General features: G+C 47.0%; 17 protein-coding genes. 2 read left to right on the top strand and 15 right to left on the bottom strand.

What is annotated here, in order from left to right; genetic code table 11:
- Positions 1-32 precede the first annotated feature (32 nt).
- From HNR77_RS06755 to HNR77_RS06730, 6 genes are all read right to left on the bottom strand, one after another.
- Positions 33-1,220, bottom strand: a complete 1,188-nt coding sequence (locus HNR77_RS06755; RefSeq protein ID WP_184181993.1) for an MFS transporter — start codon at positions 1,218-1,220, stop codon at positions 33-35.
- A gap of 46 nt (positions 1,221-1,266) precedes the next feature.
- Positions 1,267-2,085 (bottom strand): MerR family transcriptional regulator, encoded by an 819-nt coding sequence (locus HNR77_RS06750; RefSeq protein WP_184181991.1) that lies wholly within the window; start codon positions 2,083-2,085, stop codon positions 1,267-1,269.
- A 191-nt stretch (positions 2,086-2,276) separates the two neighbouring features.
- On the bottom strand, positions 2,277-3,476 hold the full coding sequence (locus HNR77_RS06745) for an MFS transporter (protein ID WP_184181989.1): 1,200 nt from the start codon (positions 3,474-3,476) through the stop codon (positions 2,277-2,279).
- Positions 3,477-3,588: 112 nt separating this feature from the next.
- The gene (locus HNR77_RS06740) at positions 3,589-4,548 is read right to left on the bottom strand and encodes a helix-turn-helix transcriptional regulator (RefSeq protein WP_184181987.1); all 960 of its coding nucleotides are present in this window, start codon (positions 4,546-4,548) and stop codon (positions 3,589-3,591) included.
- 190 nt (positions 4,549-4,738) lie between these two features.
- On the bottom strand, positions 4,739-6,982 hold the full coding sequence (locus tag HNR77_RS06735; RefSeq protein WP_184181985.1) for a carboxylesterase/lipase family protein: 2,244 nt from the start codon (positions 6,980-6,982) through the stop codon (positions 4,739-4,741).
- A gap of 418 nt (positions 6,983-7,400) precedes the next feature.
- The gene (locus tag HNR77_RS06730) at positions 7,401-9,332 is read right to left on the bottom strand and encodes an AraC family transcriptional regulator (protein ID WP_184181983.1); all 1,932 of its coding nucleotides are present in this window, start codon (positions 9,330-9,332) and stop codon (positions 7,401-7,403) included.
- A gap of 252 nt (positions 9,333-9,584) precedes the next feature.
- Between HNR77_RS06730 and HNR77_RS06725 the strand changes: the two genes are divergently transcribed.
- Positions 9,585-11,237, top strand: coding sequence for an alkaline phosphatase (locus tag HNR77_RS06725; RefSeq protein WP_184181981.1), 1,653 nt, complete (start codon positions 9,585-9,587; stop codon positions 11,235-11,237).
- A gap of 128 nt (positions 11,238-11,365) precedes the next feature.
- Here the strand turns inward: HNR77_RS06725 and HNR77_RS06720 are convergent, their stop codons facing one another.
- Entirely contained in the window at positions 11,366-14,059 is a 2,694-nt protein-coding gene (locus tag HNR77_RS06720; protein WP_184181979.1) for an endo-1,4-beta-xylanase, read from the bottom strand.
- Between the two features lie 152 nt (positions 14,060-14,211).
- Between HNR77_RS06720 and HNR77_RS06715 the strand changes: the two genes are divergently transcribed.
- Positions 14,212-14,586 carry a VOC family protein gene (locus tag HNR77_RS06715; RefSeq protein ID WP_184181977.1) on the top strand — a complete coding sequence of 125 codons (375 nt, stop codon included), beginning with the start codon at positions 14,212-14,214 and terminating at the stop codon, positions 14,584-14,586.
- A gap of 47 nt (positions 14,587-14,633) precedes the next feature.
- Here HNR77_RS06715 and HNR77_RS06710 read toward each other — a convergent pair whose 3' ends face one another.
- From HNR77_RS06710 to HNR77_RS06675, 8 genes are all read right to left on the bottom strand, one after another.
- Positions 14,634-15,791 (bottom strand): GNAT family N-acetyltransferase, encoded by a 1,158-nt coding sequence (locus HNR77_RS06710; protein WP_311768587.1) that lies wholly within the window; start codon positions 15,789-15,791, stop codon positions 14,634-14,636.
- A gap of 21 nt (positions 15,792-15,812) precedes the next feature.
- Complete coding sequence (locus HNR77_RS06705; protein WP_184181973.1) at positions 15,813-16,274, bottom strand: hypothetical protein; 462 nt, start codon at positions 16,272-16,274, stop codon at positions 15,813-15,815.
- Positions 16,264-16,983 carry a DUF4274 domain-containing protein gene (locus HNR77_RS06700; RefSeq protein ID WP_184181971.1) on the bottom strand — a complete coding sequence of 240 codons (720 nt, stop codon included), beginning with the start codon at positions 16,981-16,983 and terminating at the stop codon, positions 16,264-16,266. Before HNR77_RS06700 ends, HNR77_RS06705 begins: the two co-directional genes overlap by 11 nt.
- A 202-nt stretch (positions 16,984-17,185) precedes the next feature.
- The gene (locus HNR77_RS06695; RefSeq protein WP_184181969.1) at positions 17,186-18,724 is read right to left on the bottom strand and encodes a methyl-accepting chemotaxis protein; all 1,539 of its coding nucleotides are present in this window, start codon (positions 18,722-18,724) and stop codon (positions 17,186-17,188) included.
- Positions 18,725-18,959: 235 nt separating this feature from the next.
- Positions 18,960-20,003, bottom strand: a complete 1,044-nt coding sequence (locus HNR77_RS06690) for a pectate lyase family protein (RefSeq protein ID WP_184181967.1) — start codon at positions 20,001-20,003, stop codon at positions 18,960-18,962.
- 213 nt (positions 20,004-20,216) lie between these two features.
- Positions 20,217-20,621, bottom strand: coding sequence for a hypothetical protein (locus tag HNR77_RS06685; protein WP_184181965.1), 405 nt, complete (start codon positions 20,619-20,621; stop codon positions 20,217-20,219).
- Positions 20,622-20,758: 137 nt separating this feature from the next.
- Positions 20,759-21,451 (bottom strand): hypothetical protein, encoded by a 693-nt coding sequence (locus HNR77_RS06680; protein WP_184181963.1) that lies wholly within the window; start codon positions 21,449-21,451, stop codon positions 20,759-20,761.
- Between the two features lie 48 nt (positions 21,452-21,499).
- Positions 21,500-21,949, bottom strand: a complete 450-nt coding sequence (locus HNR77_RS06675; RefSeq protein ID WP_260410366.1) for a DUF6386 family protein — start codon at positions 21,947-21,949, stop codon at positions 21,500-21,502.
- Positions 21,950-22,023 lie beyond the last annotated feature (74 nt).

The following is a 22,023-nucleotide window of genomic DNA, read 5'->3' as shown; positions in this document are numbered from 1 at the left end:
TATCTGACCAATTTTAGATGCTTTACCGTATTTCACCACACATGAATCTCCTGTCCAGATGCTTCTATTTGCCTTTTGCTTGCTCCCCTAAACTGTAATATAGCTAATAAGAAAGCTATACCGACCGCGGCAAAACCTGCCAAGTTCAATGTCAGAACAGAAGCCTGACTAATCACAAGTCCGCCTAGACCGGAACCTAATGCAAAGCCAAATTGAATAAATGACGTATTCACACTCAGGGCAATATCCGGGCTGCGAGGTGCCAGCGTGACCAGATATAATTGCTGGGCAGGAGAGATGCTCCATGTCGCCAACATAAATATCATCAAAACGAGAATCAGCAAGATCAGATGTGTGCCCGTCACCGCAAATAAAAGAAGAGTTACTCCTTGCAGCACCAGCCCGAGGAGAATGGTGAATTTCGAACCTTTGGCATCGGCCAATTGTCCACCCAGTTTGGAACCGATAAAGCTGCAAATGCCTGCCAGAAACAAGATCAAGCTAATTTCGGTCATGGAAAGGGAAGAAGTCGTTTGCAGAAAAGGTGTAATATACGTGAACAAGGTTGCATATCCACCCACATATAACAGGGTCATCATCAACGCAATCAAAACCGCTTTATTTTTCAGCATCGAGAGCTGCATGCCGATCGTAACCTTCTCTTGCTCCCGGATGGATGGAACCTTCCGATAAATAATCAGCAACGGAACAATACTCAGGATACCGATTACAACAAACAGCAATCTCCAGCCAAACATCTCACTGAAAAATGTGCCGATGGGCACACCAAGCACAAGCGAGCTGCTTAGCCCCATCAGAATAATTCCGATCGCATTGCCCCTCTTCTCCTGCTGAACAAGCCTTGTTGCTGCAGCCATGGCCACAACGGTTGTCATGCCTCCGCTTGCTCCCTGAATGATCCGTATCCAGAGCATCGCTTCATAGGAGAGATCAAATATCATGATGCCATTGCTGATAATAAAAATCCCAAAAGTCAGCAGCAGCAGTTTCCTGCGGTCTACATTAATGGTTGCAGCAATCAGTATCGGTGCGGCGATAGCTGCTGCAAGAGCAAATACCGTGACGAGCATCCCTGCTTCCGCCGTGGATACGCCGAGCTCTGCAGCCATCATCTCAATGATTCCCGTAATAATGTATTCAATCGTGCCGATCAAAAACACAGCCAGTGCCAGAATATAAATCGTGCCTTTATTGTTCAAACGTTCTCACTCCATCTTCTATATGTTTTCCGTTCATGTCCTCTCGTTACGAGCATATAATAGGGATCTGAATTTCAATGTACTGTGCATCCTCTTGAGGGGATAAAGGCAAGTATAATTCTCTACCCGATTCGTTCTCCTTGATCTGATAATTGTTTTTCTCGATCCATCGCGCCAAATGTACACAAGCCGCCACATCAAAATTCGAATGCGAATGAAACGCCATGGAAGCCATCACCGGTTCAGGCGGCAGATTTCTCAGCTGAAACGGCTCGGGAATAACAGCAGGTTCACCTGTTAAGTAGTAGCCTATTTCATACTCGAACTCGTCCTCTTTTCCATGCATATCTCGCCATAAAACAACCTGTGGGCCTTGAATCCATTGACATATGTCTTTGGTCAGCAACGATTCCAGGTGGCACAGCAGCTCTGGAATACGCTCTTCTCCACCGCTTGCGTTATAGAACAAGAACGTTTGAGCTGCCTCGGCCTTGATTCGAATCTCCTGAGCTGTCTCCCATTGCCGGTCCTGCTCCATAAGCTGGATGCGCTCCTCAATACGAGCAAGCCTCGCTTGCTCCAAGTCAATCATGTGCTGAATCTCACTTCTTTTCAGCCTCAACATGCCCTGAATCTGCTCATGCGATATGTCTTCCTGAAGCAGCTGCGCGATCTGCGGCAGCGTAAATCCCAGTTCCTTGTAGATCAGAATGCGATTCAATTCAAGCAATTGATCTGCTGCATAGTATCGGTATCCCGTATCATGATCAACCTTACGCGGTTTGAGGATACCGATCTGGTCATAATAGCGCAGCGTTTTCAGAGAGAGCTTGCTGAGCTTTGCAAACATACTGATTTTGAACAAGATATCATCTCCAATCCATAAAGCTTAATGTGAGTATACAGTCTCCCGTGCAGGGGAAAGTCAAGAGTAGTTAGATTATGTATAACAAAAGAGCAGGCAGAAACTCGATTACCGATGTTCCTGCCTGCTTTCATATTCGTCCCCCGTCATGGAAGGATGTCAGCATCTATCCTATTTCTGACTTTCTCTGACTATGACGAAACGGATTTTTCTGCTTCACGGGATTGATTATTCCTACTCCCCCACAGCATGACGCTCATGATAGCCACCAGTACGGCTACAAGCATAAACGGAATATGTTTATCCACCTGATACAGCGTGGTGGTTAGTATAGGGGTAATGACTGCAGATATCCCCTGAACTCCTGCGACCAATCCGGCGGCTCCACCCTGCTGCTCCTTACTGACTGCCAATGAAGCACCTGCCATAAACCCTGGCATCATCAGGCCAGAACCTATACCAAACAGGAAAAATGAGAAATAATAGACGAATAGTCGGTTGTAGACGAGAAACAAAAGCATGCTTACAAGCAGAAACAGCGAGCCAATCAAAATCATGGAGCGTGGTTGCCATTTCAGCCACTTCATCTGGATAAGCTGCATAATCAGCATTGCTGCTCCTGAAAACATAAGTCCAAACGATACCATTCTGGCCGTAGCAGCTGGGGATAAAGCGAGTTGATCCTGAAAATAAAATCCGCCAATGACTTGTAACGTCATGATGCCAACCATCGTGACTAAACCGGCAGCAAGGTACACCGCTAATCCCCGTTGGAAGGGAGTCACCTTTGCTGGTTTCTCCTGAATGACAGGTTTAGCTGCCGGCATAAACCACAGGGCGATGATAAATGCAGCCACCGCCATAACGATGCCAAAATATAGCGGCCACAGCAGCCCAATAATGGTGAAAGCACCTGCAATGGCAGGACCAAATACAAGCCCAAGCCCATTCGCTGCACTAATGATTGCCATTCCGCTGCTCCGCTCTTTGCCCTCTGTAACATCCCCCATATATGCCTGCGCAGAGGAAAGCACAGCCGGAATGAACATACCGATCAGACTGCGCATCACTATTAGCAAGATAAGCAGAACTCCACCTGTAATCCACTCATTTAATCCACCATACAATGTCACTGCAAATAATGTACAACTTATGGACATGCCGATAAAGCCAATTAATATAACGGGCTTCCTGCCTTTCATATCACTGGTTCTGCCCCACACCGGAGCCATCAAAGCCATAGCAATCGAGCCCAGCGAAATAATAAGTCCAGAATGACTTTCTCTCATCCCGAGCTCACGAATAAGCGGCGGCATAATGGGAGCAATAAGCATCAAACCCAGCATGGCGGCAAATACACTAAAAAAAATACTTCCTTTGATCCTGTTCATGCTTGTACACTCCTCTGTATATTCAGTACAGTATCCACTGCACTTGAAGTATACATGGTGTGGGGGAACTCAGACTGCCTCCATACGGAACAGTTTATCGCAAGACGGATTATTAATATATTTTTTTAACCTCTGAGGGCTTGACCCCGAATTTACGATGAAATTGCTGTGAAAATGCGCTGATATTGTTATAACCAACCGTGACAGCTGCCTCGGTAACGTTATTCCCCTGATTAAGCAGCAGTTTCATGGCATGATTGAGCCTAACTTGACGCAAATATTCGAATACAGTGCTTCCGAAAAGTGCCTTGAACCCTTTTTTTAACTTAAAATCATTAAGACCGACCTGTTTGGATAAGCACAGTAACGATGGAGGGTCCACCATAGAGGCCTCCATAATCTCTCGAGCAAGATACAGTTTTCGTATATCTTCTCTGGAAAAGCCTGCTGGAATCGGCGCAAGATCAAACAGTTGAATCATAAATCGGTTTAATATTTCCAAGGCCGCAGCTTCCATTAGCAAGCATGATCTGTCGTTGTTGTTCAATGCCGCTATCAGACTGTCGATCATCCATTGTATTCTGCTGTCCAGTTGAAAAACGATGGGCTTGAACACCTGATCTCCTAAAACCTGCTTAAAACCAATGGAATTCATCGTGCTGAGCTGTGAGGCAGCATAATTAAATAGGGGAACTGGAATTCCTAGCGAAAAGGAGGTGTAAAGCTCATTGGCAGGAGGATGGAACCACGCTTCAAAATCATGCATGAAAATAAGGGCACCTTGTCCTATGGATAATGAATAATCCTGACCGGATATATCCACATGTCGCTCCCCTGACAAAGCAAATTGTAATTCCACGATGGGAGTCTCCGAGGCAAAATACGTAGGATACGGTTGATGATATTCAACCTGTGAGAATAAAATCTCAATTCCGCTGTAGGTCGTTACCCTTTTGATCTGCCCGCTACCTGCTCTGGCTGAAAGCTGATATGTATGTTCATCCCGCTGACTGAAAGGTTCCATCGTCAAATAATGCTGATAGACTGCTGCTAAAGCATGGTCAGTGCGCATGATGTTCACCTCACCTGTATAGGTCGTAATCCTAGAAAGGATTTAGATTTAAAATCGTTGAGAATAGTTCTCATCTACAATCTTAGCTTAGTTTATCTAATCCTTTCAACCCTTTACATCAGAAACCGCCCAGAAATGATGCTCTCTGGACGGTTCAACTAGTCTTGTATATTTACCTGTTCATTCAGACCTACTCCCAGAAGAAACGACCTGCAAACACTTTTTCGGTCAGCAGTTTATACGTATCTTCAGGCAGTTCCTTTTTCATCTTCGCCATCACGGCTTCTTTGCCCTGATTATATTGAGAGGACATGCCAATCTCGGCCGTGGTGTTATTGGCATCCAGACGCATGATCGGTGCCTTCGTATCCTTCGTCCAAGGCGTCCATGCAGCAAGGGCTGCCGATCCGCCTGTACCCGGATTGCCAGTATATAAGAACTGCTTCAGGTAAGCTGCCATCGCAGCAGACAACTGCTCACGTCCAGGCTTGTTCTCATCACTGAAGTAACCTTCCGGGAAATAAGCTGCGATTCCATCCGCATGTCCAGTATAGAAGTCCATGTCTGCACCATGCGGCGCACCAAGCAGTGTCAGCAGACGTTCCGAGATGACTCCAGGCTGTGTGCCCCACGCAAAACGATATGCATACACTGGCGGCTGACCTGCTGCGCTGGTCAGTTTCTCCGCTACACGCTCCGCATTAAAGCCTGCGTACGCTTCGCTACCATATTGGAGTGCTGCTGCATACTGCGCTGCTTTTGTCTGATCCGTAAACAGCGTTCCATCATTGATGGATGGTGCGAAGTTCGGATCACCGAAAGCAAATCCCGAAAATTCCGTTTCCAGACTGCCCAGCAGCACAGGAACTTTGGCATATTTGCCATTGTTAATCGCATCAAAACCTTCTTTTGGAATCACTGTACCATCCCGGAACAGATGCGGGAATGGCTGCATCCGAATGGCCGTTGCGCCAAATGCAGTCACCAGTTTGTCCGCAGGAAGTGCGCGCAGATATGTTTCGAGCTGTGCCGGTGTCTGCTTGGCGATCCATGCTTTGGCTTCGTCAGCATTCGCTGCTTTGCCATCCTGCACGAGAATTTTCACAATGGCATCCTCGGATTTCTGCTCCCCTTCTTCAGGCGAGGCGGTGGTCAAGCCTCCACTGAAAGCAATAGCTTTCTGATACAATCCTTTACTCAGCGGAGAGATCAGTGTGGCCAGCACATCACGCGCGCCGGCTGATTGTCCGGCAAGGGTAACATTTCCTTTGTCTCCACCAAAACCTTCAATGTTATCCTGAACCCACGCTAATGCACGGAAGGCATCCAGCAGACCATAGTTGCCGGAATCGTCAAGCGAATTGCCTGTTTTCAGCGCAGCATTCTGGAAGAAGCCAAGGGCTCCTAGGCGATAGTTTACCGAGATGATGATGCTGTTGGTATTCCGGGCAAGCTGTTCCCCCTGAAAATCCTTGCCTGATCCTGTCATGTTACCGCCGCCGTGCAGGAAAACCATAACTGGCAGTTTTGTACTGCTTGTGTTTGGCCGCCAGATGTTCAAATATAGAGAATCTTCACTGCCTGCTGTACTTTTACCGGAAATTTGCAAGCTGTTAGCCGCAAATTCCTTCGCCTCTCTCGTACCCGTCCATGCTTTCGGCTCCTGTGGTGCCTTCCAGCGCAACTCGCCTACAGGAGGTGCAGCGTATGGAACGCCCAGCCAGCCAAGTGTACCGAATTGCTCATACGTTTTACCATCAATGGCACCGTATTTGGTTTGCTGCAGTGTCTGAGGTTTGAACGCTCCATTCTGTGAATGCTTCGACCAGAGCTGCTCCAGCGTTCCTGTACCGTTTTTGAGCCGGGCTTGTAGTGCCTGTGCAGTCGCTTCTGCCATCAGGCGATTGGTTAGTGGCGATTTTTCTTTACCTTGAAGAGATTGGATCCCCTGGCTTGCTGCAAACGCAGAAGCTTCTCCCGACTTGTAATCTGTACCTGAGTCATAACCAAGGACCTTGAGCAACAGCACCGCGTATTCTTCTGCCGTCAGCGGAGCGTTAGGATCAAAATGTTCTGTATCCGCAGCCAGCCCAGCCAAGTAAGGATGCTGCTTCAAATAACCAACCACCGGTCCGAGCACTTTACCAGCTTGCGCAGCATCTTTATATGTTTCTGTGCCCTGATAAGCGAGTGCTTCTTTTTCCAATCCCGACAAACGCAGGTACAGCACAGCAGCCTGAATACGAGTCGCTTTTTTATTCAAATAGGCTGCATTTACCCCCTGACCGTTGCCTCGAATAAGCTCTGCCTGAATCAGCTTGTCTACGGCCGGAGACACCACTGAACTTGTATTACCTGCTGCATATGCCGGAAAACCCGACACACACAAGCTTAGGATCGCTGCTATTGCAATAGAACGCTTCATTTTTTTCATCGGTTCATTCTCCTCGCTGTCTAATCGTGTATGATTCAAAGGACTGCATTGGCACCGTTATACTCTTCGCACAGTATGCCAATGTTTGGAGTTTTCTATTTCTCTATAACAGCCTAACGAAAATATGACCCTCCTTCCGGTTAAAAATGTACGAGCACTTCAATTTCGGTCATGACCTCAGGCGATTTAGAATATAAAAAAACCTGAATCAAAGGCAATCAGACCGCGCTAAAACATGGTCTTCCGCCCTCAATTCAGGTTTTGCCTGCAATTTCGTAACAACCCTGAGCATAATGAGGTTTTGAACTGGAACAGGTCTTGCCCTGAATACGGTTACAATCCTGTTATTATCGTGATATTAACACACAATGAAAGCGTTAGCAATATTTTTTCACACTTAAATTTCGGTACGTCAATGTTACTCCTGCAGCTTTTTAACTTGCTCGATCAAGCTGTCCAGGCCCTTATCGGCCAGATATGGACCGTAGTTCCAATAGTTGCGAGAGACGTTGATAATTCGATTATTTTTAATCGCAGGTATACTCTGATATACAGGTTCCTCAAACAGTTCCATCATCTGATCCATCTCATCGTCTTCCATCTGGGTAAAGAAGTAATCGGCTGGTTTGTCAGCCAGCTTTTCCAGAGAGAGCACCGTTCCGCCATCCGAATATTGTTTATACTGCTCAGGCATCGAAAAGCCAAAATCCTCGTAAATCAGCTTGCCAAGGGTACCGCCTTCACCGCCGAGTAAAACCTCTTTATTATAGATAACAAATGACATCGCTGTTGTTCCAGGCTTAATATTGATGTTTAATTCACTGCGAATACTCTTCAATTTATCTTCAAACGTTGTAATCCACTGTTCTGCTTCTTGCTTGCGATCCATAATATCGCCCATCGTTCTGAGCGTATTCACTACATCCGGGTCTCCGCCCCAGGCAACCGTTATAGTCGGGGCAATCTTCTCGTAGGTCCCTACGATTTCCTTGCTGGTGTAGTCGGGCACGATGATCAGATCCGGCTCCAGGTTTGAGATTATCTCAACATTGCCATTGCCTGACCCAATATCCTGTACACCGGCCATTTCTTCTGGATACAGCTCCAGTGTCTCCGTATTCACTCCAGCCGGTTTCATTCCCAGCGGCAACAGATATCCACCATATGTAATGACTACAGGTTTGGAAGGCTTCGCTGGAATCTCAACCTGACGATTAGAAGCATCTGTATACGTGCGAACCGATTCCTGAGCTGGCTCTGTACCCGATGCAGACGGGGAATCTGTACCTGCCCCGCATGCTGCAAGCAGCAAAGACAAACTAAACAATAAACTGACAGCCATTGAAGGCTTAAAACCAAAATTCAAATCGTTCACACTCCATCTGTCGTATTGATAATGATTATCGTTATTATCAATATAACGACGCACATTCCCGTCAGCAATGAACGATTCCAACCTCTTGTTCGTACGATTTGAACCTTTGAGCCGATGACTGTGCATTTTATACTGTGCCGGAGTCTCTCCTGTCGTTCGTTTAAATATGCGGCTGAAGTAATACAGATCCTTGTAACCTACGCTCTCAGCTACCTCACGAATCTGAGCGTCCGTCTCGGCCAGCAGGGTTTGAGCTCGTTTGATCCGTGTTTGAATAATATAATCCATCGGGCTGCAGCCATACTTCCGTTTGAATACTCGTGCCAGATAATGCGTGCTGTAATGGAAATGAGCAGCCATATTCTCCATTGCGATCGAGTGTGTATAGTGCTCCTGGATGTAGGCTTCGATCTGCTCCGCCAGATCAAGTGCTTCAACCGGGTGCAGGCGCGCCATCTCCCATTGCCGAAACTGTTCATGTACCCATTGATAGAACAGCCCCGTAACCTGCAATCGGTCCAGCTCCCTGCTGCTGTTCCAGGAATCTGCCATTTTTTCTACAATAGCCAGAAGCGTCATTGGGTAGGTGACCGCAAAGTGATATGCAGCAGGTGGTTGGGAGACATCGTTTTCCATAAGGCTCGCTTCATCGCTGGCACCATTACTCGTATTGGAACGAATAATAGGAACCGGTTGAGGTTTATATAGGATCAGATCATATTCCACTGGCTGCTGCAAACAACGGATACAGAGCGTCATGCCTTTGTCACCATGTAAAACAAGAGGCTGTACCGAGGTGAACCTCTGCATGCCAAACTGAATGTCGAACTCCCCTTTACGAATAATCACAAAAGCTCGGGCAGGGAAAATATAAGGCTTAAGCTCTTGTCCCGGCTGGAGCACCATATGGCGAATATCCATAAGCTTCACCTGATGTGTATTCCACCAGTGAACGGCTTCTGACCATTCATTCATCCTTTATCACCTCAAAACAATCATTGGACTTTATTCCCGCATGTCTGATTTAATCCTTAACATACAAGAGTGCTCATCATTTTGTCCAGTTTGTCTGCATGTCAAGCAATATATGTCAAGTCTTATATGTCAACCCTTGTATTTAATCGTAATTTTTACATTTAATTAACCCAATGCTAACTCTCATTTAGCAATTGTTGTATACACTGGGTTCTGGATACTACACTATACACGTCTATTAGGAGGATGTTCATGTTAAATCGCTTCAGTACCCGTGCAGCCAAAATGATGCTCGCGGTTACCACCATTGTTACAGCTACGCTGGGAGGCAGTAGTGCAGCCTGGGCCGTGGAAGACAGTACGTCAACGACTTCGGGTTCACCAATTAAAAATGTTATCATTCTGATTCCTGACGGTATGGCAAATGACGCTACCGCCCTGACTCGTTGGTATAAGGGCTCATCCCTGACCATAGATTCCATGGCAAGCGGTATGGTTCGTACACATTCCGCAGATGCGCCGATTGCGGACTCTGCCCCTGCGGGAACTGCCTTTGCAACAGGTCACAAATCTCATACGGGTTATGTTGGTGTATTACCTGATAAAGCGACTATGCCCGGGCAAAAGGCCATTGCTGCCGGTGATGAGAAGAAACCGGTTGCTTCCGTGCTGGAGGCTTCCAGACTTGCAGGCAAATCAACTGGAATTGTAGCTACATCTGAAATTATGCACGCCACCCCAGCAGACTTCTCCGCTCATTATCCTGATCGTAAAAACTATGATGCACTCAGCAAGCAGCAGGTGTTCAATGGCATGGACGTTGTTTTGGGCGGCGGCAGCAAATATCTGGAGCCAGCAGGACGCAAAGACGGTGACAACCTTGTCGCCTCCATCAAAGCGCTCGGCTACGATTATGTAACTACACCTGCAGCGATGAAAGCCTCTACTTCAAACAAGCTGTGGGGCATGTTTGCTCCAGCAGGGCTGTCCTACAATATGGACCGTGATCCTGCCAAACAGCCAAGTCTTGCGCAGATGACCTCCAAAGCCATTGACGTGCTCTCCAAAAATGAAAAAGGCTTCTTCCTGATGGTTGAAGGCAGCAAAGTGGACTGGGCCGCACATGCCAATGACCCGATTGGCATTATCAGTGACGTGCTTGCTTTTGATGATGCCGTCAAGGTTGCCATGGATTTTGCCAAAGCCGACGGACAAACCGCTGTTGTTGCCGTCTCCGACCATCAGAACGGCGGCCTCACGATTGGCAATGCTGCGACTACAGGCACGTATGATAAAGAGCCATTGTCTACCTTTATCGGACCTCTGAAAAAAGCAAAGCTGACAGGTGAGGGCGTGGAAGCCAAACTGGATGCCAAACGCACCAACATCAAAGCGGTGATGAAGCAGTACTACGGCATTTCGGACCTGACTTCTGAAGAAATTGCTGCGATCAAAGCCGCTGAACCGGGCAGCCTGAACTATGTTGTCGGCCCAATGATCAGCAAACGTGCAGGCATCGGCTGGACAACCGGCGGACACACAGGCGGAGACGTTGTGCTGTATACTTATGCACCTAACAATGACCGCCCGTTCGGGGTTATTGATAACACAGATGTAGCGAAATACATGGCCCGTGTACTCGATCTCGATCTGGACAGTGTGAGCAAGCAGCTGTTCGTACCAGCCAAACAGGCATTTACAGCGAAAGGTGCAGCGTACAAGCTCGATTTGACGGATGTTAAAAATCCCAAAATTGTCGTTACGAAAGGCAGCACCAGGCTTGAATTGCAAATCTACAAAAACGTGGCACTTGTAAACGGCAAGAAGACAGCACTTGAAGGTGTTATTGTGTACAACGGTGTCGATGCTTTTGTGCCACAAGGCGCTGTGGATCTGATCCAATAGAACAAGCCGGCTCGTTAATTTCCAACCCCAAAAAGCTGCCGAGATCATCTCGCAGCTTTTTGGGGCTTATGCCCGAGGTTCAATCACTTAGAATCGTATCTTAATCTTGTATCCTGTTACGCTTATATTTACTTGGAGAACGTCACAATGCCATACTGGGAAGTATTCTTCCAGCTGTCATTGGTCAGGTCATTCCATTTTGCTGTACTTTTGTTATTATTCCCTTGATTATCGTTAACCTGAAGCTCGAATCCTATAACATCCCCTGCCTTAGGCGTAAGAGATTGCAGTCTGATCTTCGCCTCCACCTGATATCCCTTCGCCGTTTTCTTCACAGCACTTTGGAGACGTCCTGGGGAAGCGCTGCCTGCAAAAGTAGCCATATTATCTGCACTGATTCGGAACTGGGCATCATCATACTGGTAAAAAGGAGTGCGCTGATGATTCTCATCCAGGAAAATTTCAACCGAATCCTGATCCCACGGATCGGTGGCGTTTGTAATAATGTTCGGATCGGTTACATCAATGAACAGATACAGGTCTTGACCGGACCACATTGCACGAGCTTCCGCAAAGGCTCCCCCGCCTGGATTGAGAGGCATAATCTGGAATGGATCAGCTTTATTCCACTTGGCATCCTTCTCACCATCAATCGTGACGGTTCCTTGCAGAGCTTTAGCAGATTTAGGCATATTGGCCAGCTGAATGACGCCGTATTTGCTCGTATCCGAATGCTGAGATAATGTACGATCATTCCAGTACAACATCTGGTGTGCATTCGTTCCCCCTGTTCCGGCATCTGTCACCCGCACATCCAGCCCTATTTCACGGGACAGTACCGCTGGTGCATTAGCCCACGGAATGGATACCTCCACCTGATATCCGTTCGCAACCTTTCGCACATGATACGTATTCGGCTGTGCCCCTGTCGCTGTACCTGCACGAGTTATCGTGATATGACGATCATCCGCTTCATAAACAGGAGTTTTACCATTATTGAGATCAACAAACAGCTCTACCTTGTCCTGCGGATTTTTCGTTGTGTCCTGCACATCAATTAAAACATACAAATTGTTGTTATCCCACAGCGTTCGGAACGCCGTTGCTCCTGCACCCGAATTGCCTTTTAAGGCTGTAGCAACGGCCTTGTTCCAGACCGCATCCTGCTTGGGTGCTTTGATATTTGGTGTTCCGGACAATGTAACGGCCCGATTCGTCAAAACAGGAAGGCTTGATGCATCCGCCAGTCCCCAATAGGCCGGTTTGGATTGCAAAGCCGAGTCAAACAGGAAGGCTTGATTGTTATACGATTTCTCATCCTGCAGTCCCCATAAGGTCACGGAGGATATCACATCACTATGCTTTTGATACAGGTCGAACAATTCCTTATACCGATAGGCTTGCTTCACTGCAACGTCCTGAGGCAGCTTCTCTCCAAAAGGAATACCGCTGTCTACATCCAGCTCGGTAATCTGGATATCCAGTCCGAGCCCGGCGAACAGATTAATCGTTTTCTCAATTTCGGCAATTGGAGGAGATTCCAGGTTATAGTGAGATTGCAGACCTACACCGTCAATCAATCCTTTATCCTTTAACCTTTTCACCAATTGGTACATATGCTCTCTTTTCTCAGGAACCTCTGTAAAATACTCGTTATAATATAATTTCGCATCCGGGTCGGCGGCTCGGGCAAATTCGAACGTTTTCTCAACATAATCCGGACCGATCAATTCATAGAACGGGCTTTTGCGCATCCCGTTGGCATCCCCGTTGCTGTCCGCAATCGCTTCATTCACAACATCCCAGGCATATATTTTGCCTTTATATCGTTTCATGACCGTATCCACATAGTTCTGAATGCGGCTGAGAAGCAGGTCTCTGCTTGCGGGATTACCCTGATCATCCTTGAACATCCACTCCGCTGCATCAATATGCCACAGCAAGGCATGTCCACGCAGGCCCATATTATGCTGTTCTGCAAATTGCACATATTCATCTGAAGCCTGGAAATCATACACTCCCTTCGAAGGGGATACGAATTTGGGCTTCATCTCATACGTTGCCGTCAAGCTGTTAAAATGTTTGGATAACAATTGCCCATATGCCCCTTCGAGCTGCCAGCGATACACAGCAGCCCCGATTGGGAACTCATTCTGGTACAAGTCCTGCAAAGAAGCAATATCAGTCTCAATAGCCAGCTCTCCCGCTTCCTCAATCTTCACATCATCCACATAAAAGGACAAGGTATCTACCGCATCTTCGGAAACATATGGCGTTTCAATAAACAGATTCAATTCCTGCGGATTGTCACTGTATTGAAACGTTGCGGTAATGTTATGCCACTGCTGCCACTCGTCTTTAGGAATGGTCACCTTGTCCAGCATATTCCAGCTCTCTGCCCCGTTTTTCTTGTAGGCTGTGAGTTGAATCGTTTGATCTGCAGCAGGCTTCTCCGTAAGTCGGACATACACCGATATGTTATACGTTGTATTGGGCTTCAACAGATCTTTCATCGGCAAACTCGGCCCATAATAGGAACGTTCGCGATTCGTAACCAGCATGCTGTATGTACCTTGGTGTGCTGCCTGCTGTGTGACCGTCAGCTTCTCGCTGCCGATACGAGGAACCCAGCCTTGAAGTGTGCCATCCTCAAAGTCGGCGTTAAACGGACTACCATTCTGTTTGACCGTTGCTGCAGCCCCCGGGTTGAATGTCTGCTCTGTCTGCTGTTCTTGTGCAAATACAGGCTGCTGGACAGGCAGCATAGTCATAACCAGCGTTGCTGCCAGCACGGTGGAACTCCATTTTTTAAACGTATTCATTAAATGCCTCCTCTCGTTTTTTACATTATACTCTATGAAATAACGCTTACATATATATATTTGTAAATTTTTTCAATATTTTAGCCTACTCTACTTTCTTCGCGTATAATAAACATGAACCGACACCAACCATGCCAAAAAGGAGATCCATTATGTTGACCAAACTCAACTGGATTACACTGCGCGTACGTAATCTGGACGCATCGATTCACTTCTATCACCATCTGCTTGGTATGCTCGTGCAGCGCCGATTCGAAAGCCGCGGGCGGCAGATCGCCATGCTTGGCCTGGGGCTAAATAGCGAAACCCTGCTGGAGTTAATTGAAGGAAGTGAGCAGGTGCTTCAACCTGAAGCCGGCATATCTATAGGATATGAAGTCGCGGACCTCGATATCGCAATGGAGCGCCTGGCAGAAATGCATATCCCCCTGCTTCGCGGACCTGTGCAGCCCAACTCCCGCCTGCGTTTTATTTACATTGCAGACCCGGACGGGTTCGAGGTACAGCTTGCCGAGCATCTGGAATAAGATATACATATGAGCGTACTCACATGGCCGGAGCAGCGCAGCGTTGCTTACAGCTTCATGCGCCGCATCAGCGGCACACCTATACGATTCAGCAGATGATCCAGCAGTGCCCAGCACCACCGTCTGTGCAGCGGCAGATGGCGGTCATACACGGCGGAATATTCGAAATCCGCTTCCGCGCCGCGATTGCGCTTGAACTGGGCTGCACCTGCACTCTCATGCAGCAGAACACCGTTGTCACGAGCTTGTTCAATGAGACAGGCCGACAGCATGCGGTACAGGCCTACGGATTGTGGAATGTCTGTATCATATCCGAACAATGGCGTGGTCATCATGCCGTTCCGGCAAAAATAACCCATAACAGCATCGATTCGCCCCTGCTTGCGCAAGCCGTAGATCCTTAATGCTCCGCTCGCTTTTGCTGCAGCAATAAAACGTTCGCTGAACCGGGGATTGTCGTAGGAATACTTGTCCAGATATAACATTCGGTACAGCTCCACAATCCGTGGAATGTCTGCATCTGTCATTTCAGCTTCGGCAATCAGCTCATAACCATGCTTGTCCAGCAGCGCTTTATCTCGCTTGAGCAGCCACCGAGACTTGGCATTGCCAAAGTTGGGGTCACTCGCCTCATACAGATAAATTTGCCTGCTAGGTATGGAACGGCAGCCTGAGCCCTGAAGCTCTCTGAGAATATCCGAATGCAGCCGTTCACTCAGGGAACGAAAGATCACCGTATGCCCGGGATATCGCTGCTTGACGGCTTCAAGAATACAAACGGCCTGTTCGCCAGTCATGGCGGGATACAGATTGGTCGATAACAGCCAGTTGTTCACATGTACAACCTTGTTGATTTTCGCTTTTTTCATGCCCCGGCCGAGGATACCGAGCAGCATGGAAAGTCCTTTTTCCAGCATCGGTTTCTGGAGCATGATCAGTTCCTGCTTGGCATACGTGACGTAATGAGTATAAGGTGAACAGACATATGCGTTATCATACTCTTCTTCATTAACAGTCACCGGAAGCACAAGCTCATTCATACGGGCAAGAAGCAGCGTCGTATGAACATTCGTCATATATTCAATGGTTCCATGCATCATCATCGGTTCAAGATACGCCTGAGCGTATTTCGCATCTGTAGTATCGGGCCAGGTCATATCCTGGATTGAATCGCGATCATAGAAGGTGACCTGTGTATGTATCACTCTTTTTTCCTCCATATCGGCCTATTCCTGAATCCTTCCTCTGTGTTTCACAAAATCAGCAATCCGCTCACCTGCTTGCAGATTCGCACGATCATAATAATAAACCATACCGAAGTGATAGGTCATCTGTTTTGCAACGATATAAAAGCGCTGATGCTCAAATTCATTTTCCAGGCAAAACACGATACCGTTTCGTTCATAGCCATACATCACTGGATGTAGCTGAACAATCTCCTCTTCGGTTGCAAGCCGAAACTGGTCCACGCTGAATATCGCCCCCGGGCATAGAATAAACTCCACTCCCGTAAATGTAATTTCTACATTGTGATAATAGGTAAAGTCAAAGCTGCCTGCCAGAACCAATTGCTGGCTCTTCCATTGTGAAGGCTCAGTGATATAAAAGTGCTCAATATGGTCTGCCCTTAACTTCTGCTGCAGCTGCTCGACGATTCGGACCTGCTCGTAAAACGATTCACGTGTCATGATCCATTCCCCCCTTTCTCCCGGTTAAAAATTCCGCAAGATGTCGATAGGTTGGACCGTGCACTCTGCTGTTCACTTCTGCCAAGTCCATTTCCAGCCAGTAATCCGCCTCCATTAGTTCAATCATATCCAGCCGGGTTATATCCACACAATTCGGATGCTTGGCCGCTTCAACCATCGGCTCAGGGCTGTCATCCCAATTAAATCCGCTCACCACGGCATGGATCAGCACTGCCGAATCCAGCGTTTGGATTCGTTCACACGCCTTGGCTGAGGACTCCTCATATATAATATCATCTACGATCTGCTGCTCCTCAGCCGTTAGCTTCAAACGAACGGCTCCCGGTGTATCCAGCAGCAGTTCAGCAAGATTCGGATTGTGTTTTCTTGCCAGATTCCAGGCTGTCGCCAAAATGCCGTGAGGAGAATCCAGTCTGGCACCATACTCAAGCAGCAAACGTATTGCTTCGGGCTGCTTGAACTTGACTGCTTTCTTCAAAGCCGTATCCCCCAGCTTGTCTTCCAATTCCAGATCGGGTTCAGCCTGAAGCAGACAGCGAATCCCTTCCAGCGGCATACGATTGGTCAGAAAAAGCATAAGCGGTGTGCGTCCACGCTCATCCCGTTCATTCAGGTCTAATGCAGATGAAGCGATGACCTCGCTTACATATTCAATATGTTTGGATTTACTGATCTCAGTCCAATTCATGGGTCCTTCCCCTCGTTTCTTCATCTTGTATCTCACTACCCTCACTCTATCGAAAAAGACAGAGCGCTACAAGGGACCTTTGGACGCCAGAAAAAGCCCGCATAGTGCAGCATCTTTGCGCACTTGCGGACTCCTTTCCAGCTTGTCTGAATTAAATTAAACTTGCTCGTTTCCTTTACAAGCTCTGCAACCTGACTTGAACTCAGGCTGACCTGGGTTCCAGACTGACCTTGGCTTCTGCCGATTTTTTTCGGAGCTTGGCTTCTTTTACCGCGGCTGCACTGGCTCTCTGATGATCTGATACCAATGCACTTAAATCCACGATCAGCCTCTCCAGCCCTCCAAAGCTCTCCACCATATTCTGTGTCAGATTACGCTGTTCCTCCATGCTCGCCAAAATCTCCTCCGTGGCCGCACTCGACTGCTGCGTCACACTCGAGATTTCGGAAACCTCATTCACTACCCGGGTTGAGGACGCCTTCATCGTTGCCGAGCTTGTCTCAATCTCGGTGGCCTGACCCAGCACATCCTGCGAACTATGATTAATGGACTGGAACACTTCACCCGCGGTCTGTACGCTTTCTCTTCCTTGCTGCAGGGATTGACGAATTCCTTCAAATCGGCTTGTCAATGCCTGTGTTTGTGTTCTCAGACCTGTTAATATCGATGTAATCTCATGGGCAGATTGACCTGAGCTTTCAGCCAGTTTGCGCACTTCCTCCGACACTACAGCGAATCCCCGTCCATGCTCACCTGCACGCGCTGCTTCGATTGCCGCGTTCAGTGCAAGCAGGTTCGTTTGCGTTGCAATATCGGAGATGCTGTTCAGCATCATCGTCATGGATTCACTCTGTTCATTGAACTTCTGCATATCATCAGCGGTTGTATGAATAGCTGTATACAAATCCCGCATTTGCACATTCAACTCATCCATCTGTTCACTGCCTGTCTGTGTGCTTGAGGCCATGCTCGCAGACAGCTCCTTCATCTGCTGGGAATAGGCGGCCACATCTTGAATATGACGGTCAGACAAGGAAAGGGATTCGGAAATTTCAGCAATACTTGTCGCCTGAAACTCAACTCCTTTGGCAACTTCGCTGAATCCAAGCGTCACTTCATTCGTTATAGAGCCTGTAGCATCAACCTTTTGCTTGAGCTGTTCAGTATACCCCGAAAGTCCAGTCACCGATTTTTTTACATGTTCCAGCATTTCTTCTACACGCTTCCGCGAATTCTCTACCTCATCCCATCTCTTCTCACTCTCTTGAAACAACTTCTGATTCAATGTAGAAACTACCCCTAAAATAACCCCCGCCACGGCAAAAAGGGCCACATTAGTAATGTTCTCAATAAACTGCCCCCGGGTAGCTGTAGATACAATAATAAGCTGTAAAATGCTGTTTGCAAGCAAAACCGAGAATCCGCTAAGAAATATGCGCTTATCCGGATACACAAGCATTAGAGCCGATATAACTATAGCTGTGAGTGAATCCACAGTTCCCCAGCCGGCAAAAATGCCGCATGCGGTGATTAGAGCAACGTTTATCCACGGAATTAGATGAATATGTTTTTTCTTGACATTGGCATAAGTCAGCCAGATGCCATACATAATCACAATTGCATTGGAAGCAAACAACTTGGGGGCTGTAAAAGCAATCGCCATTCCAAATATCACTACAATCCATAACATCATCGTAATCAATTTGTTTCTTTTCCAGATAATTTCGTCAATACGATTCATACGTACCCCGCCTTTTATGTAAGTTCAAACAAATGCAGGCTGCCAGTTTCATAAACATGAAAGCAGACTACTTAAATATATATCGGTCGGAAATGATACAAATGAATATAATATTTTAAATAATATTATGTTCATATACTATATAACGTCCGAAAAAAAGAGCCTGTTCATGCGTAAGTTCGCATGACACAGACTCTGCTTTTCTTCGAATTAGAGACAAATGGTCCTGCCTCTATTATTTACCAAATACCAATGTAGTATTGGATGATCCGGCGTATTTCGTAACAAATTCACGTGCATACGCTGCGCTCTCCACCTGATAACTGTAATTGGAGCTTGGTCTCCAATTCGTTTTTGGCGAAATCGGGCTGTTCAAAGCAGGTGTACTGCCTGTATCTGTGAACTCTCCCTTGCCCTTATCATCCAGAATGCCGCCTTTTTCGGCTCCTGCACCAAAATAGTTATTTTCCGAGTAAATCCGGGCCTTCTCCCCGATTGTGATTGCTTGGTTGAAGTTGTTTGCATAATTGTTTTTGATATGGAAGTATCCGTAACGCATAAGCCCTGGACCGCGTACATACAGGTTTTCGAAATAGTTGTTGGACATCGTCACATGAGGTACACCGTTGTAGCTGCTGTTGCCATCATTCGGATGTCCCAGAATAATACCGTATTTATGATTGGCAAATTTGGAATTGCTGATCGTAATATAATCTGCCCGGTCACCGATATACAAGAGCTTGTCCAGATCGCTGCCGCCAGAACTGTAGCTGTGGCCGGAGAAGGTCACATGGTCAATCCAATAGTTTGATCCGGAAGTGATGTACATCTGGATATCATCGTTCGCATTGATATTAGCTGAATGATTAAAGGTCAGGTTTTGAAAAATAACGTTGCTTGATCCTGATGTGGATCTGAAGTGAATGTTTGTTAATGTGTGATTGTTAAAAGAACCGACCAATGTTTTGTTGGAACCAAATTCAACTTTTTGCAAGCTGGAGGAAAAAATATTTTGTTCAACCACAACAATCTTGGCCGTGGAGCCCGCCATATGAGTTCTCAGATCATTCAGATTACTGACATACACCACTTGACCATTACGACCGCCTGTTGTAGCCGCCTTGGATACACCATTCTCATTCTTGGCATTACCTGCAAAACCCGTCAGACCGTTCGTGCCTGTGTTCGGATAGCTGGCTGCACCATAAGTAGCAGGAGCCGTGGACACGGTCAACAGCAATAATGTAACAGCGAGCAAAAGCAAAGAAAATTTCTTCAAAATATCACCATCCTTTATAATTTGTTCCTTAAAACAACTCGATTATAGCTTGTAACCTGCATTGTGACAATACAATCCTTGCAAAAAGACAATAATTTTATCTTTTTTGCAACAGCAGGTCAGATATCGTGAAAAAATAAAAGATGAGATCCTGTCACACTTCACGCGTGAACGTATCCCATCTTTTTTGTATTTATTTAATTTTGCTATGATTTACAGATTGCCTGTCACTTCAATGCCGTCAGCATGATCCAGAACCTTTCGAATCCAGACGGTGAGTTTATCCAAAAATGCCTGCAAATCCGGATCAGCGCAGTTCACCTGCTTCAAGTCCGCAACAATCGTATCCCACGTTTCTTTCACAATCGGATTGCTCCAGCATGGATCAAAAGAAACATGAATCTCTCCGCTCCACGGGTCTGTTAACGGAAAAACACGACTGATCGCTGGCCGTATATGCTCAAAATCCTCGTCATAAATAAACAGCATGTCTTCCTGCCTAACTTGGGACGTATCTTCATTCAAATATAAGGGGGAAAAGGTAAAACCGATATTCCTCGCCGGGCCTTCATATCGGTACAGAAGTACCGGGATTTGGCTTTTGGATGTTCTCGCCACAAAAAATCCCTTCCCTTCCTGTGTTATTCATACACGCTATCACAATTCAAACCACCCCATAGATACACTCCCTCTCAAACGTCTTGGGGACAGCTCATTTCATTTCATTCCACTTTTCTCTTCCCTTCTCTTCTGTTTCAATCCGTTCCCCTTCGCTCCACAGTGCATCCACATTGCTGCAATTCATTTATCGCAGCTAACACGTCACGCTTCGGATTCAGTCTTCGAATCAAGTCGGCAGTGACTGGTGTATTATTATATATTTCAGTTACAGCAGTCAAAGACATCTCCTGAATATCGTAGTACCCTTCAGCCCAATCGATATACCCTTCAGGTGTTGCCTCGATATAACCCAGCAGAAACTCAAACCCGCCACTGGCATACTCTTCGTCTTCTTCCGCCATGGCAAGCTCTATCCAGCTGCCTGCCTTCCAACCCGGAGCTCGCCCCTCCTGCCAGAAACAAAACGTAACGTCCTCCCGATTCAGTGCATCCTCGTGCTCCCGTAAAACCTTCATGAAGCTCTCCGGCACCTCGTCGTACATTCCTGGATAGATCTCACCATCTTCGCGATTATGCGGGCTTAGGGGTGATTCGTGATCAAATCCTTTGATTAACGTGCCTGTATTCGCAAACAACACATGCAGATGATCTCCTGCACCGTTATCCACACTTCCCCAAGCCATATCCGGTTGGAATATATTATAGCGATAGCGATGTACGCGAAGCCATGCTTCCTCGGACAGAATGATATCCAATGCAGCCAATACCCGCATCCGCTCATGCAAAACAGATGCATCTACCATCGCTGTACCTAACCAGTCCCGCATATACATCCTCCTTCCTGCAGTAATCCGCTATGTAAGCTAACTCATCTATTATATGCGAATCAAATCGTGTAACCTGTTCTGACCCTGAACACTTGGCGAGAGTGTAACCGTGATCTGCTTCTCCTGTTTGAATACAGTACAGGCATAATTCCCAGGCTTTAGTTGCAAAAAGATCCCTTGGGACAGCTCATCCGGTTCCAGTTCCCCGCCGCTTACATCATCTGCCGAGCCTAAATAAACGTTGCCCGAAGGAGCCTGAAAATAAAAGCACATTCCTTGCTCCGACTTCAACGGCGCTTCCTGCACACGCCACTGCACTTCGTATAATCCATCATCCCCCAGATTCAGAAACAGACAGTTGCCTGCATTAACCTCCTGCAGTTCATCCTCAGGGATGGACCACCAGTCCGCTGTATCCTCCAGACGATGCTCCAATGCTGCAAGGTCATAGCAGCACAGCGTAGCTGTATCGGTATCCATGTGAAAGTTTCCTTGCATGCTCATCCACCCTCTCTTCATTCCATTATAACAATCCGACAACACCCGTTAAATGCAACTCTTGAACCATCTAT

The organism is Paenibacillus sp. JGP012, from assembly GCF_014203995.1.
Lineage (GTDB): Bacteria > Bacillota > Bacilli > Paenibacillales > Paenibacillaceae > Paenibacillus > Paenibacillus silvae.
The sequence above is the reverse complement of the archived record's forward strand: the minus strand, read 5'-3'. Positions and strand labels throughout refer to the sequence as shown.

Excerpts from the sequence above, each read along its gene's own strand:
- HNR77_RS06745 (WP_184181989.1), bottom strand. The coding sequence starts at position 3,476 with ATGAACAGGATCAAAGGAAGTATTTTTTTTAGTGTATTTGCCGCCATG.
- HNR77_RS06740 (WP_184181987.1), bottom strand. The coding sequence starts at position 4,548 with ATGCGCACTGACCATGCTTTAGCAGCAGTCTATCAGCATTATTTGACG.
- HNR77_RS06735 (WP_184181985.1), bottom strand. The coding sequence starts at position 6,982 with ATGAAAAAAATGAAGCGTTCTATTGCAATAGCAGCGATCCTAAGCTTG.
- HNR77_RS06730 (WP_184181983.1), bottom strand. The coding sequence starts at position 9,332 with ATGAATGAATGGTCAGAAGCCGTTCACTGGTGGAATACACATCAGGTG.
- HNR77_RS06725 (WP_184181981.1), top strand. The coding sequence starts at position 9,585 with ATGTTAAATCGCTTCAGTACCCGTGCAGCCAAAATGATGCTCGCGGTT.
- HNR77_RS06720 (WP_184181979.1), bottom strand. The coding sequence starts at position 14,059 with ATGAATACGTTTAAAAAATGGAGTTCCACCGTGCTGGCAGCAACGCTG.
- HNR77_RS06715 (WP_184181977.1), top strand. The coding sequence starts at position 14,212 with ATGTTGACCAAACTCAACTGGATTACACTGCGCGTACGTAATCTGGAC.
- HNR77_RS06705 (WP_184181973.1), bottom strand. The coding sequence starts at position 16,274 with ATGACACGTGAATCGTTTTACGAGCAGGTCCGAATCGTCGAGCAGCTG.
- HNR77_RS06700 (WP_184181971.1), bottom strand. The coding sequence starts at position 16,983 with ATGAATTGGACTGAGATCAGTAAATCCAAACATATTGAATATGTAAGC.
- HNR77_RS06695 (WP_184181969.1), bottom strand. The coding sequence starts at position 18,724 with ATGAATCGTATTGACGAAATTATCTGGAAAAGAAACAAATTGATTACG.
- HNR77_RS06680 (WP_184181963.1), bottom strand. The coding sequence starts at position 21,451 with ATGCGGGACTGGTTAGGTACAGCGATGGTAGATGCATCTGTTTTGCAT.
- HNR77_RS06675 (WP_260410366.1), bottom strand. The coding sequence starts at position 21,949 with ATGCAAGGAAACTTTCACATGGATACCGATACAGCTACGCTGTGCTGC.